Origin of the sequence: Bradyrhizobium sp. 139 (assembly GCF_023074175.1) — a bacterium.
Classification (GTDB): domain Bacteria; phylum Pseudomonadota; class Alphaproteobacteria; order Rhizobiales; family Xanthobacteraceae; genus Bradyrhizobium.
In genome coordinates this window covers 25,789-41,080 of record NZ_JADPKS010000026.1, presented here as the reverse complement: position 1 = coordinate 41,080, position 15,292 = coordinate 25,789, and the positions used below count along the sequence as shown (strand labels likewise).

Here is a 15,292-nt window from a genome sequence, read left to right as displayed (position 1 = left end):
TGATTAGCCAGCACAGTGCAGGCTGGCAACCTCGGCTTGGCTCGCCGCGCGAACGCAGGAGGAACAAGGATGGCGATGGAAGACGACGACCGCCCGCGTAAGAAGGTCACCCACGAAATCGGACAGGATCTCTCACTGTTGTCGGTCGAGGAACTGACCGAGCGCGTCGCGCTGCTGAACACCGAGATCGCAAGACTGGAGGAAGCCGCCACCAAGAAGCGCGCCTCGCGCGACGCGGCGAACAGTGTGTTCAAGTCATAGGGCCACACAATAGCTGTCGTCATAGCTGTCTTCCCGGACAAGCGTAGCTCTCGGCAACGCGCAGCGTTGTCGAGGGCGGAGCGCTGATCCGGGACCCACAAGAAGCTGTTTGGCGATGACTCGGAGTTACCGGTTCGTGCAACAACTTCTCCCTGTGGTTATGGGCCCCCGCCTTCGCGGGGCGACCGGTCGAGAGATTGTTCCGCAACGCACTCGGCCACTGACCGACATGGCTAACGAACTCTCAAAAAATTGGCTCGTTTACTCCATATTAAGCTTTCGGGTTTATGACTGGAACTGTCCTTGTTTGGACACCGAGTGGCTCCTGTCCACTCTGTTTGACGCCTCCCTGTTATCAACTTTCAAAGCCGCCGGTCTTCCGGCGGCTCTTTTTTGCTTTTTTGCGTCAGCATGATCTGGAAAAGTGTGAAGCGGTTTTCCGATAAGATCATGCTCAAACAACAAGCTAAAGCGCGCCGCGCGCGCTTTGGCGCCGGTTGAATTCCGAGCAAAAAACGGCGGAAACCATATCCGCGCTTGTCGCTGGACTCGGCGTCCGGCCCGCGCAATGATTTGTTCATCATAAGCCGGCGCCAAAGCCGGACAGTCAAACAGTTGCGTAAGGGGCGTTAACCATGGAACGTTTGCAAGCCGAAGGTGCTCTCGTTCAACTCAGCGAGCGGTTCACCAATTCTGCGGCGTTCGGCGTCCTGTTCCGCGAGGGCATGGACCTGGTCGAAGAGACCGCCGCCTATCTCGATGGCGCCGGCCGCACCGAGGCCAAGGCGCTCGATCGCGCCGTCAGCCTCACCTATGCGACCGAGAGCATGCGCCTGACCACCCGCCTGATGCAGCTTGCTTCGTGGCTGCTGCTGCACCGCGCGGTGAAGGAAGGCGAGATGACGCTGGGCCAGGCCAGCCGCGAAAAGACCAAGGTCAAGCTCTCCGCCGCCGATCCCGGCTCCACCGACAGCATCGAGAAGCTGCCGTCGCAGCTCCAGGACCTGATCCATCGCTCGATGAGCCTTCAGACCCGCGTGCGCCGTCTGGACACCACCATTCACACCCCGCCGGCCGAACACGCCGCGATCGGCAACCCGCTGGTGCCGCAGCTCAACGCGCTGAAGGCGGCGTTCGAGCGGTAAGGTCCAATCCGCGCACTTCCAATCCGCGCACTTGATGTCGAACCGTCACCCTGAGGTGCTCGCCTCTTCGGCGAGCCTCGAAGGGCGACGGCCCGGCTGCTGCTTGGCCGTTCATCCTTCGAGGCTCCCCACGCGACGCTTTGCGTCGCATGGCTCGCACCTCAGGATGACAGGTTGAGACCAGACCGTCGCCCAAAACAAAAACGCCCCCGGCTCTCCGGGGGCGTTTTTCGTGTCCAGCCTTGCGGCCGGATCAATCCTTTTTGAGGAAGCCCGAAAACTTCTTCTGGAAGCGCGAGACGCGGCCGCCGCGATCCATCAGCTGGGCGTTGCCGCCGGTCCAGGCCGGATGCGACTTCGGGTCGATGTCGAGGTTCAGCGTGTCGCCTTCCTTGCCCCAGGTCGAGCGAGTCAGGTACTCGGTTCCATCGGTCATCACGACCTTAATCGTATGATAATTCGGGTGAATTTCGGCTTTCATGGCAATTCCTCGGCGCCCCGGCGCCTCACTTGGGTGGCTATCGAATGACGGATTTGGCCGGCTCTATACCCCACGGGGCCCTGTAAAACAAGCCATTGCAAGGCCTTGGTAGGCCCTTGGGAGTCCTTTGAGAACCGGGCTGTCACCTGAGGGACATCCCGGATTTGCCACTCCCGCTCACCCGGCCTATTTGGAGCGGACTCCTCTCTTTTGGTCGGATCTCATGAGCGCAGTAGAACGGCTTGAAACCGGGCACGCAGAGGCCCCCTTGATCGAAGCCGATTTGATCGAGGCGCCGGCGAAAAGCCGGGCGAAGCTGCGTCCGCTGCTGGCGCTCGCGCCCTATGTCGCGCGCTATCGCGGTCGCGCGGCGCTGGCCTTCGTCGCACTCACGATCGCCGCACTGACCACGCTGCTGGTGCCGGTTGCGGTGCGCAGGATGATCGATTTCGGCCTGACGCCTGAGGGCATCGAGCTGATCAACAGCTATTTCTCGGTGATGATCGCGGTCGTCGCCGTGCTCGCGCTCGCGAGCGCTGCGCGCTATTACCTCGTGATGACGATCGGCGAGCGCATCGTCGCCGATCTCAGGCGCGACGTCTTCGCCCATCTGCTGTCGCTCTCGCCGGCCTTCTTCGATTCCGCGCGCAGCGGCGAGCTGGTGTCGCGGCTCACCGCCGACACCACCCAGATCAAATCCGCCGTCGGCGCCTCCGTGTCGATCGCGCTGCGCAATCTGATGATGTTCTTCGGTGCTGCGGCAATGATGGTGATCACCAGCCCGCGGCTGTCAGGCTTCGTTCTGCTGGCTATTCCGCTGATCGTGCTGCCGCTGGTCGCCTTCGGGCGCTGGGTGCGGCGGTTGTCGCGCAATGCGCAGGATACGCTCGCCGAGGCTTCGGCCTATGCGGGCGAGCTGGTCGGCGCCATCCGCACCGTGCAGGCCTATACCAGCGAGGGGCTCGCCGCGAACCGTTTCGGCGGCGAGGTCGAGCAGGCCTATGAGGCGGCGCGCACCTCGACCCAGGCGCGCGCAGTGCTCACCGCCATCATCATCTTCATCGTGTTCGCAAGCGTGGTCGCGATCCTCTGGATCGGCTCGCATGACGTGCTGACCGGCACCATCACGCCGGGCCGGCTCGGCCAGTTCGTGCTCTATGCGGCCTTCGCCGCGGCCGGCCTCGGCCAGCTCAGCGAGGTCTGGGGCGAGGTCTCGGCGGCGTCCGGCGCTGCCGAGCGCCTGTTCGAGATCCTGCATGTGCAGCCCGACATCACCGCGCCGGCGTCGCCGCGCGCGCTGCCGGTGCCGGCACGCGGCGAGGTCGGCTTCGATCAGGTCAGCTTCGCCTATCCGGCGCGGCCCGACGTCAAAGTGCTCGACGCGGTGTCATTCACGGTGCGTCCTGGCGAGAAGGTCGCGATCGTGGGTCCGTCCGGCGCCGGCAAGAGCACGATCTTTCATCTGCTGTTGCGCTTCTACGATCCGCGGGGCGGTGCGATCTCGCTCGATGGCGCGCCGGTCAAATCCGCCGACCCGCGCGATTTCCGGTCCCGTATCGCGCTGGTGCCGCAGGAATCGAACGTGTTTGCCGCGAGCGCCCGCGAGAATATCCGCTTTGGCCGGCCCGATGCGACCGACGCTGAGGTCGAGCGCGCCGCAGACCTCGCGCACGCCGCCGAGTTCATCCGCCGCCTGCCGGAAGGATTCGAGAGCCCGCTCGGCGAACGCGGCGTGACGCTGTCCGGCGGCCAGCGCCAGCGCATCGCGATCGCGCGGGCGATCCTGCGCGATGCGCCGCTGCTGCTGCTCGATGAAGCGACCTCCGCGCTCGATGCCGAAAGCGAGACGCTGGTGCAGACCGCACTCGAAGAGCTGATGCGCCACCGCACCACGCTGGTGATCGCGCATCGCCTGGCGACCGTCTTGTCCTGCGACCGCATCCTGGTGATGGACCAGGGCAAGATCGTCGAGCAGGGCACGCATGCCGAACTGGTCGCGGCGAACGGGCTCTATGCGCGGCTGGCGAGGTTGCAGTTCGAGGGGGCGTGAGGCGGAGGCGTTCGGACTGCCTCCTCATTCACAAAGTCATCGTCCGCGAAGGCGGGCGATCCAGTACTTCGAGACAGTGCGAGGATACTGAGAGCCTGCGGCGTATTGGATTCCCCGCCTTCGCGGGGAATGACAGCGGAGCTTTTAGAGGGAGCTTCGAGCCCCAACAGCCTCAGTGCCCAATCGTAGCAAAATGCTCCTGTTTTGCCCGACGTGTCAAAGGGCTTTGTAGCCTGCGCAAGCCGTTGATTCCGCTGTCACCGGCTACTGTGCATGGGATTGTTTCGACATTTTAGTTTTGGAGCACGGATTTTATCGGCACTTCGGCGAGAGCGTCGGCACATTCGGCCACAGCCAGTTCTTCCAGCTCCCGTCCTCACCGACACAGGCCGATGGCGCAGGGGTGTTCGTTGGAACGGGACTGCTCGTCGGAGCAGGATCGCTCGTCGGAGCAGGAGCACTCGCCGTCTTGAGCGGTGTGGCAAGACGCTGGTCGACATAGGTCGTCGACAGATATCCGGCGACGATGACGCCCAGAAAGACCGAAGACCCCTTGGCCAGGTCGCTCAGCCGCATCGATCGTCTCCATCTGCTTGTCATCGCTGCTCCCAAAGGAACAACGAATAACTCACGCCCGGGGATCCCGACGTGACAGGCGTCACGCCCGCCAAATCATCTTCAGCACCGGCCGTCCCGAGGTGGGATTCAAATCATCGCCGGCATGCGCAAAGCCGTTGCGCTCGTAGAAGCGGATGGCGCGGGCGTTATCTTTGTTGACGAGCAGCGTGACGCCTGACGGTGACAGGCGCTTGGCCTCATCCAGCAGCAGCCTCGCTGCATCCGAGCCCCAGTGCGCGGGATCGACCACGAGCTGGTCGAGATAGCCTTCGCCGTCGATGGTGACGAAGCCGGTCGGCACGCCGTCCTGTTCGGCGACGACGATCGAGGCTTTCGGCACCAGATCCTTGCGCCAGCGCGCGCGCCACCATTCGAGGCGGGCGGCGAAATCGATCTGCGGATAGGCCTGCTGCCAGCTGCGATGCCAGAGGTCGATTGAGGCGGCTTCGTCCTCGGGGCGGTAGGGGCGGAGGCGCAGGGCGGTCACTACCGCTCCGTCAGCTTCAGCTCGATGCGGCGGTTGCGCTTGTAGGCCTCTTCCGTGTTGGCGGTGTCGAGCGGCTGGAATTCGCCGAAGCCGGCCGCGACGAGGCGCTGGGCGGGCACGCCGAGCGAGACCAGGTATTGCACCACCGAGATCGAACGGGCGGCCGACAGGTCCCAGTTCGATTTGAAGTTCGGACCGTTCACCGGCCGCACGTCGGTGTGGCCATCGACGCGCAGCACCCACGGGATCTCGTTCGGGATCTTCTTGTCGAGCTCGATCAGCGCGGCCGCCAGGGTGTCGAGCTCGGCGCGGCCCTCCGGCAGCAACATCGCCTGTCCGGTGTCGAAGAACACTTCGGACTGGAACACGAAGCGGTCGCCGACGATGCGGATGTCCGGGCGATTGCCGAGGATGGCGCGCAGCCGGCCGAAGAATTCCGACCGATAGCGCGACAATTCCTGCACACGCTGCGCCAAGGCAACGTTCAAGCGAGAACCGAGATCGGCGATACGGTTCTGCGATTCCTTGTCGCGCTTTTCGGAGGCGTCGAGCGCTTCTTCCAGCGCCGCCAGTTGCCGCCGCAGCGCGCTGATCTGCTGGTTCAGCACCTCTATCTGTGCCAGCGCCCGCGCCGAAACCGCCTTCTCCGAATCCAGCGCCTTGCCGAGCTCGGAGGTCTTGCCCTGCGCGTCGTTGCCGGCGGCAGCGAGTCCGTCATAGAGGCCCTTGATCCGATCACGCTCGGTCTCGGCCGAGGCGAGGCCCGCTTTCAATTGCGAGACCTGGTCGTCGAGCGTGAGCTTGCCGAGTTTCTCCAGCGACAAGAGTTCGTTGAGCTGCGCGATCTTGGCGTTGAGCAGCTCCAGCGCCTTGTCCTTGCCGGTGACCTCCTGCGAGAGGAAGAACTGCACGACCAGGAACACCGACAGCAGGAACACGATCGACAGCACCAGCGTCGACAGCGCGTCGACGAAGCCGGGCCAGTAGTTGAAGGCGCCATCGCTGCGGCGGCCGCGGGCTAGGGCCATTATCGCCTCTCGGAGTTAAATTGCTCAGCTCTTTTCCGGCTGGCGCGCGATGCGCTCCAGCAGGCGGCGGATATCACGGTTCTGCTCGCCCTGGCCGTCGGCCCATTCGCGGATCATCTGCTGCTCGGTCCGCATGTGCGAGACCAGCGCCTGGATCGCTTCGGCAAGGCTCGCCATCGCCGCCGTGGTGCCGCGGCTGGCGCTGCCTTCCTCGATCACCGAGCGCAGCCGCTCGACCGCGGCCTGGAGCTCACCGCTCGCAACGCCACCGCCGCCGGCGGCGACAGCTATATCGCCGCGACCATATTCGCGCACGGTGGTGGCGAGCCAGTCTTCCAGATCGGTGTAGAAGCGGTTCTGCGCCTGGCTCGACTGCAGGTCGAGGAAGCCCAGGATCAGCGAGCCGGCGAGGCCGAACAGCGAGCTCGAGAACGAGATGCCCATGCCGCCGAGCGGGGCGGCGAGGCCTTCCTTCAGCGTGTCGAACAACGCGCCGGAATCGCCGCCGACCTTGAGCCCGTCGATCACCTTGCCGACCGAGCCGACCGTCTCGATGAGGCCCCAGAAGGTGCCGAGCAGGCCGAGGAAGACCAGGAGGCCGGTCATGTAGCGGGAGATGTCCCGGGCCTCGTCCAGGCGGGTCGCGATCGAGTCGAGCAGGTGCCGCATGGTGGTCTGGGTGATGCTCATCCGCCCGGTGCGCTCGCCGCCCAGGATCATCGCCATGGGCGCCAGCAGTTTGGGGTGCCGGGCCGGCGCAAGGCCGGGATCGGCGATGCGGAAATTGTTGACCCAGGAGACTTCAGGGTAGAGCCGGATCACCTGGCGGAAGGCCAGGATGATGCCGATGAACAGCACGCCGCCGATCAGGGCATTGAGCCCGGGATTGGCGAAGAAGGCCTGGATGATCTGCTTGTAAAGCACCACGCCCACCAGGGTGCAGAGCACGAGGAAGACCAGCATCCGCACCAGGAAAACGCTGGGCGAGGATAGCTTGGTGTATTCGATATCCATGGGGGAGCGGGGCGAGGCGCCAGACGGCATGGCCGGTATCATCCGTTACGAACTTGCTTGCGGGGCGCACTATGGCACAGCGGCAGCCCAAAAAAAGCGCCGGATGCGCCGATTTCGGGGAGAGGTGCGGAACTCAAAGCTGAAACCGCGCTTTGGTAAAGACGTACTTCGCAAATCGTCGGCATTCCACAGGTTCAGGTCGCACTTTCCCCCTGCCGTCCAAAGACGGAGTGGTCGCATGAGTCGTGTCCGCGATCATCGGGACTGCCGAACGCGTGCCGCTGCCGGACGTTGTGATCCGCGCCGCGATACAGCGCCTGTGCTCCCGCATGGCGGCGCGCCTGTCCGCGCTGGGCGCGGCCGATGATGCCGCCTTGGCCGGGCGGATGATCTTGCGGCCGATCGCCGGGGACGCGGATGCCGTCAATGCCGGGCGTGACGAGGTGCCCGCTTCGTTCTTTGCGGAGGTGCTCGGCCCCAACCGCAAATATTCGTCCTGCTTCTACAAGTCCGATGCGACCACCTTGCGGGAAGCGGAGGAGGAGGAGGAGGCGCTGCGCCAGACCGTCGAGCACGCCGCTCTCGCCGACGGTCAGACCATCCTCGAACTCGGCTGCGGCTGGGGCTCGCTGTCGCTGTGGATGGCGCGGCAGTTTCCGCACGTAAGGTGACGGCGGTGTCGAGCTCGCAGGCCCAGCGCGCCTATGTCGAGGAGGAGGCGCGGCAGCATTTGCTCCTGAACCCTGCGCGTGGTCACCGCGGACATGAACGTGTTTCCGCCCGATGGGCAACTCGACCGCATTGTCTCGGTCGAGATGTTCGGAACGGCGCGGACAACTGCAACTACAAGGGCGCCGGCAGCTTCCGCCTCACGTGGTGAATCTGCGCTTGCGGGCTTGCAAAGAATTCCGGCGGCGATCGGAAACGTCGGGCTCCTCCTTTGTTATCGGCAAACAATCCAGGAGGAAACATCATGCGGTACCTCGCACTCACAGCAATTGCCGTGGTAGCCGGCTATACGGCACCGGCGATGGCGCAGCAGGCTTCGCCATCGCATAACCTCCAGAATGAAGCCGACAAAGGTATCAAAACTCAGAACTCTGGTGCCTCGGGTTACGTCTCGGAACAGGAGAAGCCTGGATCGGCGGCTCACGTCCCGGGCAGCGCTACTCACACCGACTCCGGCAGCGCGGCGACGGCGCCGAGTGCACAGAACTCAGGTGCAGGAATTGCGGGTGCTCCTGGCAACAAGAACGGGCCGCCAGCTCATACCGGAACCACCGGCTCAGCGTCTCAAAACCTATCGGTGCAGGAGCAGGACCCGGCGAACGTCAAGGGATTGCCGGGCAACAAGAGTGGTCCGCCTGCCAAGCGATAAGTACGCTGACCATCTTGCAAGCCCCGCACGTGCCTCATCGCCACGGCGGGCTCTTGCGGCACTCAGGCCCGTGCTCTGACCAGGCGAAGCCAAATGCGGAGCTCTCATCTGCTTCTACGGAGCGCGGTCGTCCACTGAAGCGTCACACCGAGTGATGTTCAAAACTGCCCTTACGGCCAGCAAAGGCGCTCCGCGAACTCTCCACCACGTCATATTGGACATCACGGCGTTGCGTTGTTCTGTCGCAGTGTGCGATGGAACTCCCGACTCACAATCCGGTGATGCATAAAAAGCGCTCTGAGCTCAGCGCCATAGGCGGTGTGACATTGAGCCGCCTGCGGGATGGTTGCATCGCAGCAAGTCCATTCTATTTTGACGGTATCAACCGCGCGGAACAGCCTAGAACGGGCATTGCGCGGAGCGTCATCGGTTTCAACAACATCGGGGCACCCCACTTCATGTCAGGACTTCGCGCGCGATCGGCATGCGTTGCAGTGATGCTCGCGGCCTTTACGCCGTTGCTCGCGGGCTGCGACGAATCCAGCTCCGCCGTATCCGCCGCCCGGCCCGCCGATCCTGATGTCAGTATCGTCATCGTGAAGCCTCAGCCGCGCGCCGTGGTGCGCGAGCTGCCGGGCCGCATCGCGCCGACGCGCGTCTCGGACGTGCGGCCGCGCGTCTCCGGCATCGTGGTCGAGCGCCTGTTCCGCCAAGGCAGCGAGGTGAAGGCGGGCGATCCGCTCTACCGCATCGATCCGCGTCCCTTCGAGGTCGAGGTGATGGCCAACGAGGCTGCCGTCGCCAAGGCCGAGGCCGCGCTGATGCAGGCCAGGCAGCAGGCGCACCGCATCGCCACCCTCACCAAGGATCGCGCCGCCCCGGAAGCCGAGAACGAGAAGGCGATCGCGGCCGAGCGTCAGGCCCATGCCGAGGTCGAAGGCCGCAAGGCCGATCTCGCGCGCGCAAAATTCAATCTCGACTATGCCACCGTGCGCGCGCCGATCGACGGCGTCGTCGGTGCGGCGCTGGTCAGCGAGGGTGCGCTCGCGGTGCAGAACGAGACCAACCTCGCCAGCATCCAGCAGCTCGATCCCATCTATGCAGATTTCACCCAGTCGGTGACCGAGCTCAACCAGCTCCGCCGCGCCTTCGAGAGCGGCGATCTCGAGCGCATCGCCGCCGATGCCGCCAAGGTGCGCCTCGTGCTCGACGACAACACCACCTATTCGCTCGACGGCAAGCTGCTGTTCTCCGACGCCAAGGTCGATGCCCACACCGGCCAGGTGACGCTGCGCGGCGAATTCCCCAATCCCAAGCGCGAGCTGCTGCCGGGCATGTATGTCCGCGTCCGCATCGACCAGGGTCTCGATAGCGACGCGATCGCGGTGCCGCAGCAGGCGATCCAGCGCAATGGCGGCGGCGGCAGCGAGGTGTTCGTCGTCAAGGACGACAATCACATCGCGGTGCAGCCGGTGCGCGCAGGATCGCTGCAGGACGGACTCTGGTTCGTTACCGAAGGCCTGAAGGCCGGTGACAAGGTCGTGGTCGAAGGCTTCCAGAAGTTCGCGGCCGGCGACAAGGTCAAGCCGCAATCCTGGTCGGAAGCGGACGCCACCGCGGACAACCGGCACGCCCAGAAGCTCACGCGGTAACGCGCCATGGCGAGTTTCTTCATTGACAGGCCGATCTTCGCCTGGGTGGTCGCGCTGTTCATCTGCCTGATCGGCGCGATTGCGGTCCCGTTGCTGCCGATCGCGCAATATCCGATCATCGCGCCGCCCTCGATCTCGATCTCGACCAGCTATCCCGGCGCCTCGCCCGAAAACCTCTACAACAGCGTCACCCGCCTGATTGAGGAGGAGCTCAACGGCGCCTCCGGCATCCTCAATTTCGAATCGACCAGCGACTCGCTCGGCCAAGTCGAGATCATTGCCAATTTCCAGCCGGGCACCGATACCAGCGCCGCCTCCGTCGAGGTGCAGAACCGCATCAAGCGCGTCGAAGCGCGTTTGCCGCGTGCGGTGATCCAGCAGGGTATCCTGATCGAGGAAGCCTCCAGCGCGGTGCTCCAGATCATCACGCTGAACTCGACCGACGGCAGCCTCGATGAAGTCGGTCTCGGCGATTTCATGATCCGCAACGTGCTCGGCGAGATCCGCCGTATCCCCGGCGTCGGCCGTGCCACGCTCTATTCGACCGAGCGCAGCTTGCGCGTCTGGGTCGATCCGGCCAAGCTGGTCGGCTACGGGCTGACCGCCGACGACGTCAACAAGGCGATCGCGGCGCAGAACGCGCAGGTCGCCTCGGGCAGCATCGGCGCCGAACCGTCGACTGCGACCCAGCGCACCTCCTCGCTGGTGCTGGTCAAGGGTCAGCTCTCTTCGCCGGATGAATTCGGCGCCATCATCCTGCGTGCCAATGCCGACGGTTCGACCGTGCGGTTGCGCGACGTCGCACGCATCGAGGTCGGCGGCCTCAGCTACCAGTTCAACACGCGCCTGAACGGCAAGCCGACCGCCGGTCTCTCGGTGCTGATGTCGCCGACTGGCAACGCGCTGGCGACCGCGAGCGCGGTCGAGGAGAAGATGAAGGAGCTGTCGCGCTTCTTCCCGGCCAACATCTCCTACGAGATTCCCTACAACATCACGCCCGTGGTCGAGGCCTCGATCAAGAAAGTGCTGACGACGCTGGTCGAAGCCGTGGTGCTGGTGTTCGTGGTGATGTTCCTGTTCCTGCAGAACATCCGCTACACCATCATTCCGACCATCGTGGTGCCGGTGGCGCTGCTGGGCGCGTGTACCACGCTGCTGCTCGCCGGCTACTCCATCAACATGCTCTCGATGTTCGGCATGGTGCTCGCGGTCGGCATCCTCGTCGACGACGCCATCGTCGTGGTCGAGAACGTCGAGCGCATCATGTCCGAGGAAGGTCTGCCGCCGAAGGAAGCGACGCGGAAAGCCATGGCGCAGATATCGGGCGCCATCATCGGCATCACGCTGGTGCTGATGGCGGTGTTCGTGCCGATGGCGTTCTTCCCGGGCTCTGTCGGCATCATCTACCGCCAGTTCTCGGTCACCATGGTCGCCGCGATCGGCTTCTCCGCCTTCCTGGCGCTGTCGCTGACGCCGGCGCTGTGCGCGACCTTGCTCAAGCCGGTCGCCGCCGGTCACGGTCACGCGAAGAGGGGCGTGTTCGGCTGGTTCAACCGCATGCTCGATGGCAGCAAGGAAGGCTACTCCCGCACGGTCGGTTTCTCGCTGAAGCGCACCGGCCGTTTGATGCTGGTCTATGTCGCGCTGCTGGTTGGTCTCTCCTGGGCCTTCGTCAATCTGCCCGGCGGCTTCCTGCCGGTCGACGACCAGGGCTTCGTCACTACCGACGTGCAGACGCCGTCGGATTCGTCGTATCCTCGCACCGAGGCCGTCATCGAGAAGGTCGAGAAATATCTCGCCGAGCGACCGGGTGTGAAAGATGTCACGTTCCTCACCGGCTTCAGCTTCTCCGGCCAGGGCATGAACACCGCGCAGGCCTTCATCACGCTGAAGGACTGGTCGGAGCGCGGGCCGAAGGACTCCGCCGCGGCGATCGTCAACGACATCAACCGCGATCTGTCGTCTTCAATCCGCGATGCGAAGATCTCTGCGCTCCAGCCGCCGCCGATCGACAATCTCGGCAATTCCTCGGGCTTCTCATTCCGCCTCCAGGACCGCGGCCAGAAGGGCTATCCGGCGCTCATGCGTGCCGCCGACCAGCTGATCGCGGAGGCCAATGCCAGTTCCGTGCTTCAAAAGGTCTATATCGAAGGCCTGCCCGAGGCTGGCGTGGTCAATCTCGTGATCGACCGCGAAAAGGCCGGCGCCTTCGGCGTCACCTTCGAGGACATCAACAACACGATCTCGACCAATCTCGGTTCGAACTACATCAACGACTTTCCGAACCGCGGCCGCATGCAGCGGGTCGTGGTGCAGGCGGATGCCCGCGACCGCATGCGGACCGAGGACATCCTCAACTACAACGTCAAGAACAGCCGTGGTCAGCTCGTGCCGTTCTCTTCCTTCGGCACAGTCGAATGGGCGCGTGGGCCGACGCAGATCGCGGGCTTCAACTACTATCCGGCGGTGCGCATCTCCGGCGAGGCCAAGCCGGGCTTCACCTCGGGCGACGCGATCGCTGAGATGGAGCGGCTTGCGGGCAAGCTGCCGCGCGGCTTCGGCTATGAATGGACCGGGCAGTCGCTCCAGGAGAAGCTGTCGGGTTCGCAGGCGCCGTTCCTGCTGGCGCTGTCGGTGTTCGTGGTGTTCCTGTGTCTTGCCGCGCTCTATGAGAGCTGGACCATTCCGCTCGCGGTGCTCTTGACCGTGCCGCTCGGCATCGTCGGCGCGGTGGTCGCAGCGATGCTGCGCGGTCTGCCCAATGACGTCTATTTTACCGTCGGACTGATCACCATCATCGGCCTCGCCGCCAAGGATGCGATCCTGATCATCGAGTTCGCCAAGGATCTGCGCAAGGAGGGCAAGCCGCTGGTGGAAGCCACCATCGAGGCCTGCCGTCTGCGCTTCCGGCCGATCCTGATGACCGGCCTCGCCTTTATCTGCGGTGTGCTGCCGATGGCGATCGCGCATGGTGCCGGCGGCGCCAGCCAGCAATCGCTCGGCACCATCGTGATGGGCGGCATGATCGCGGTGGTGATCCTGGCGCTGCTGATGGTGCCGGTGTTCTTCGTGTCGGTGCAGCGCGTGCTGGCGGGGGACCGGGAGCTGAGGTCAGCGAAGGAACGCGAGGCGTATGGGCCGCCGGCGCCGGCGAAGCCGTAAGCACACTGTCATGATGACGGCGCGGTGTGAGGCGAGGCTTTGGCCTTACGCCTACTTCCGCAAAATCTTCACCAGCTCCCCGTGCACGAACTCATTCCCGCACACGACGTGGCCGGTGACCAGCGCATCGCCGGGGGTGTCGATGTCGGTGATCGTGCCACCGGCTTCGCGCACCATGATCTGGCCGGCGGCGATGTCCCAGGATTGGAGGTTGCGCTCCCAGTAGCCGTCGAGGCGGCCGGCGGCGACGAAGGCGAGATCGAGGGAGGCGGCGCCGAAACGGCGCAGGCCTGCGACGCGGTCCTGGATCGCGGTCATCTCGCGGCGGAATTCCTCGTGGTCGCCGCGGCCGATATGGGGCAGGCCGCAGGCCACCACGCACTCGTTGAGCTGGCGGCGGCCGGCCACGCGCAGGCGCTGGTCGTTGAGAAAGGCGCCCTTGCCGCGCTCGGCGATGTAGAGCTCGTCATTGGCTGGATTGTAGATCACGCCGGCGATCACCGTGCCTTCGCGGGAAAGGCCGATCGAGATCGCAAATTGCGGGATGCCGTGCAGGAAGTTGGTGGTGCCGTCGAGGGGATCGACGATCCAGGTGTGGCTCTTGTCACTGCCCTCGCGGGTGCCGCCTTCCTCGCCGATGAAGCCGTAGCCGGGACGGGCCTTGGCAAGGTCCTGATAGAGGATCTCCTCGGCGCGCTTGTCGGCCAGCGAGACGAAATTGGCCGGACCCTTCAGCGAGACCTGCAAATGCTCGATCTCGCCGAGATCGCGCTTGAGGCTGCGGCCGGCGCGGCGCGCGGCTTTGACCATGACGTTGATAGTGGCGGAATACAGCATGAGCTCTGGTTTTGATCGGGGAAATGGCGGGAAATCGCGCCTGTTTGAAGGATGGGGTGCCCTGCGAGGGCCCCAAGGTCAAGTCATTGCGTCAAGTCATTTGGTCCCGAGCCATTTTTTGGCGGCGGCCTCGGCCTTGGCCCGGTCTTCGGCCGGCAGGTCGGACAATTGCTTGTCGAGCTCCGGATCGCCCTTGCCGGCGGTTTTCGCCACCAGGTGCCATTTGAAGCCCTCGATCTTGTCCGCGGATGCGCCCATGCCGTTGATCAGCACCCAGGCCAGGCGGTTCTGCGCGATCGCGCTGCCCTGGCGGGAGGCCTTGCGGAGCAACGCGACAGCGGCCGGCTGGTTCTTCGGCGTTCCGGTGCCGTTGAACATGGCGATGGCATATTCAACTTCGGCATCGACGTTGTCGGCCAGCGTAGCCGCCTGGAGCAGCCGCACCGCGCGTTCCGGGTCTTTCGGCACGCCGGTGCCTTCCTTGTAGAAGGTCGCGAGCGCGTATTGTGCCTCCGGCAGGCCGGCATCGGCCGCCTGGCGCAGCAGTTCGGCGGAACGCCTGACGTCCTGCGGCAGGGTCTGGCCGTCCAGATAGAGCAGAGCGAGGTTATAGGCCGCCTTGGGCTCGCCGAGCTTGGCGGCGGAAGCCATCAGCTTCACCGCCTCGCTTTTGTCGACTGAGCCGCCGCGGCCGGAAATCCGCAGCATGGCGAGCGCGAACATCGCCTCGCGGTCGCCGGCATCGGCGGCGCGCTTGTACCATTCCAGCGCCTTGGCGTAGTCGCGGCGGACGCCCATGGCGTTGGAATAGAGTTCGCCCAGCATGGTCATCGCCTTGGGATCGCCCGCTTGTGCGCGGGCGGTGGCGAGATCGAATGCCGTCTTGTACTGGCCGCGCTGATAGGCGCCGAACACCAGATCGACATTGGGATTGTCGGTTGCCGGCGCGGGGATCACAGTCGCTGGCAGCGCCGGCTTGGGCGAGGCGGCCGGCTTGGGGGAGTTCGAAGGCTTCGGTGCCGGCGCGGCCTCCTTCTTCGTGGCGACCGGGGGCGCCTTGGGCTTCTGCTTCTCGGCGGGCGCGCCCGGCGTTGCCACCGGCGGTGTGATCTGGAGCTGCGCGGCCGCGGGCGCCGTCAGCAGCAGCGTGGCCAGCATGGTGATGCGCGGGAGCTTCAT

Annotated in this window: 13 protein-coding genes and 2 pseudogenes; 7 read left to right on the top strand and 8 right to left on the bottom strand. The window is 64.7% G+C overall.

Translation table 11 applies throughout. From position 1 onward, the window contains the following. Positions 1–69 precede the first annotated feature (69 nt). A complete protein-coding gene (locus IVA80_RS07365; RefSeq protein ID WP_247427324.1) occupies positions 70–261 on the top strand; it encodes a DUF1192 domain-containing protein in 192 nt (63 codons plus the stop codon). Between the two features lie 362 nt (positions 262–623). On the opposite strand, the gene IVA80_RS07360 is transcribed toward IVA80_RS07365, so the two are convergent. Beyond that, positions 624–845, bottom strand: a complete 222-nt coding sequence (locus IVA80_RS07360) for a hypothetical protein (RefSeq protein WP_247427321.1) — start codon at positions 843–845, stop codon at positions 624–626. A 51-nt stretch (positions 846–896) separates the two neighbouring features. Between IVA80_RS07360 and IVA80_RS07355 the strand changes: the two genes are divergently transcribed. Further along, positions 897–1,406: a DUF1465 family protein gene (locus tag IVA80_RS07355; protein WP_247427319.1), complete on the top strand. Its 510-nt coding sequence runs from the start codon at positions 897–899 to the stop codon at positions 1,404–1,406. Positions 1,407–1,659: 253 nt separating this feature from the next. Here IVA80_RS07355 and rpmE read toward each other — a convergent pair whose 3' ends face one another. Further along, positions 1,660–1,887 carry a 50S ribosomal protein L31 gene (gene rpmE, locus IVA80_RS07350; RefSeq protein ID WP_007599895.1) on the bottom strand — a complete coding sequence of 76 codons (228 nt, stop codon included), beginning with the start codon at positions 1,885–1,887 and terminating at the stop codon, positions 1,660–1,662. A gap of 223 nt (positions 1,888–2,110) precedes the next feature. Here rpmE and IVA80_RS07345 point away from each other — a divergent pair, with 223 nt between their 5' ends. Beyond that, on the top strand, positions 2,111–3,937 hold the full coding sequence (locus IVA80_RS07345; protein ID WP_247427317.1) for an ABC transporter ATP-binding protein/permease: 1,827 nt from the start codon (positions 2,111–2,113) through the stop codon (positions 3,935–3,937). Between the two features lie 312 nt (positions 3,938–4,249). On the opposite strand, the gene IVA80_RS07340 is transcribed toward IVA80_RS07345, so the two are convergent. From IVA80_RS07340 to IVA80_RS07325, 4 genes are all read right to left on the bottom strand, one after another. Beyond that, positions 4,250–4,513: a hypothetical protein gene (locus IVA80_RS07340; RefSeq protein ID WP_247427315.1), complete on the bottom strand. Its 264-nt coding sequence runs from the start codon at positions 4,511–4,513 to the stop codon at positions 4,250–4,252. A gap of 82 nt (positions 4,514–4,595) precedes the next feature. After that, positions 4,596–5,042, bottom strand: a complete 447-nt coding sequence (locus IVA80_RS07335) for a GNAT family N-acetyltransferase (protein ID WP_247427313.1) — start codon at positions 5,040–5,042, stop codon at positions 4,596–4,598. Further along, positions 5,042–6,070, bottom strand: a complete 1,029-nt coding sequence (locus IVA80_RS07330) for a peptidoglycan -binding protein (RefSeq protein ID WP_247427311.1) — start codon at positions 6,068–6,070, stop codon at positions 5,042–5,044. Before IVA80_RS07330 ends, IVA80_RS07335 begins: the two co-directional genes overlap by 1 nt. Before the next feature lie 24 nt (positions 6,071–6,094). Next, positions 6,095–7,114 (bottom strand): flagellar motor protein MotA, encoded by a 1,020-nt coding sequence (locus IVA80_RS07325; protein ID WP_247427309.1) that lies wholly within the window; start codon positions 7,112–7,114, stop codon positions 6,095–6,097. A 215-nt stretch (positions 7,115–7,329) separates the two neighbouring features. Between IVA80_RS07325 and IVA80_RS07320 the strand changes: the two are divergent. From IVA80_RS07320 to IVA80_RS07305, 4 genes and pseudogenes are all read left to right on the top strand, one after another. After that, positions 7,330–7,905, top strand: a pseudogene (locus IVA80_RS07320) (class I SAM-dependent methyltransferase); the annotation flags it as partial. 371 nt (positions 7,906–8,276) lie between these two features. Further along, positions 8,277–8,462 (top strand): annotated as a pseudogene (locus tag IVA80_RS07315) (hypothetical protein); the annotation flags it as partial. 458 nt (positions 8,463–8,920) lie between these two features. Continuing rightward, positions 8,921–10,114 carry an efflux RND transporter periplasmic adaptor subunit gene (locus tag IVA80_RS07310; RefSeq protein ID WP_247427307.1) on the top strand — a complete coding sequence of 398 codons (1,194 nt, stop codon included), beginning with the start codon at positions 8,921–8,923 and terminating at the stop codon, positions 10,112–10,114. A 6-nt stretch (positions 10,115–10,120) separates the two neighbouring features. Next, the gene (locus IVA80_RS07305; RefSeq protein ID WP_247427305.1) at positions 10,121–13,276 is read left to right on the top strand and encodes a multidrug efflux RND transporter permease subunit; all 3,156 of its coding nucleotides are present in this window, start codon (positions 10,121–10,123) and stop codon (positions 13,274–13,276) included. 51 nt (positions 13,277–13,327) lie between these two features. On the opposite strand, the gene IVA80_RS07300 is transcribed toward IVA80_RS07305, so the two are convergent. After that, entirely contained in the window at positions 13,328–14,113 is a 786-nt protein-coding gene (locus IVA80_RS07300; RefSeq protein WP_247427303.1) for an inositol monophosphatase family protein, read from the bottom strand. A 96-nt stretch (positions 14,114–14,209) separates the two neighbouring features. Further along, positions 14,210–15,292 (bottom strand): tetratricopeptide repeat protein, encoded by a 1,083-nt coding sequence (locus IVA80_RS07295; RefSeq protein ID WP_247427300.1) that lies wholly within the window; start codon positions 15,290–15,292, stop codon positions 14,210–14,212.

Bases quoted from the DNA above. Each gene is read 5' to 3' on its own strand.
- IVA80_RS07365 (WP_247427324.1), top strand. From the start codon at position 70: ATGGCGATGGAAGACGACGACCGCCCGCGTAAGAAGGTCACCCACGAA.
- IVA80_RS07360 (WP_247427321.1), bottom strand. From the start codon at position 845: ATGATGAACAAATCATTGCGCGGGCCGGACGCCGAGTCCAGCGACAAG.
- IVA80_RS07355 (WP_247427319.1), top strand. From the start codon at position 897: ATGGAACGTTTGCAAGCCGAAGGTGCTCTCGTTCAACTCAGCGAGCGG.
- rpmE (WP_007599895.1), bottom strand. From the start codon at position 1,887: ATGAAAGCCGAAATTCACCCGAATTATCATACGATTAAGGTCGTGATG.
- IVA80_RS07345 (WP_247427317.1), top strand. From the start codon at position 2,111: ATGAGCGCAGTAGAACGGCTTGAAACCGGGCACGCAGAGGCCCCCTTG.
- IVA80_RS07340 (WP_247427315.1), bottom strand. From the start codon at position 4,513: ATGCGGCTGAGCGACCTGGCCAAGGGGTCTTCGGTCTTTCTGGGCGTC.
- IVA80_RS07330 (WP_247427311.1), bottom strand. From the start codon at position 6,070: ATGGCCCTAGCCCGCGGCCGCCGCAGCGATGGCGCCTTCAACTACTGG.
- IVA80_RS07325 (WP_247427309.1), bottom strand. From the start codon at position 7,114: ATGCCGTCTGGCGCCTCGCCCCGCTCCCCCATGGATATCGAATACACC.
- IVA80_RS07310 (WP_247427307.1), top strand. From the start codon at position 8,921: ATGTCAGGACTTCGCGCGCGATCGGCATGCGTTGCAGTGATGCTCGCG.
- IVA80_RS07305 (WP_247427305.1), top strand. From the start codon at position 10,121: ATGGCGAGTTTCTTCATTGACAGGCCGATCTTCGCCTGGGTGGTCGCG.
- IVA80_RS07300 (WP_247427303.1), bottom strand. From the start codon at position 14,113: ATGCTGTATTCCGCCACTATCAACGTCATGGTCAAAGCCGCGCGCCGC.
- IVA80_RS07295 (WP_247427300.1), bottom strand. From the start codon at position 15,292: ATGAAGCTCCCGCGCATCACCATGCTGGCCACGCTGCTGCTGACGGCG.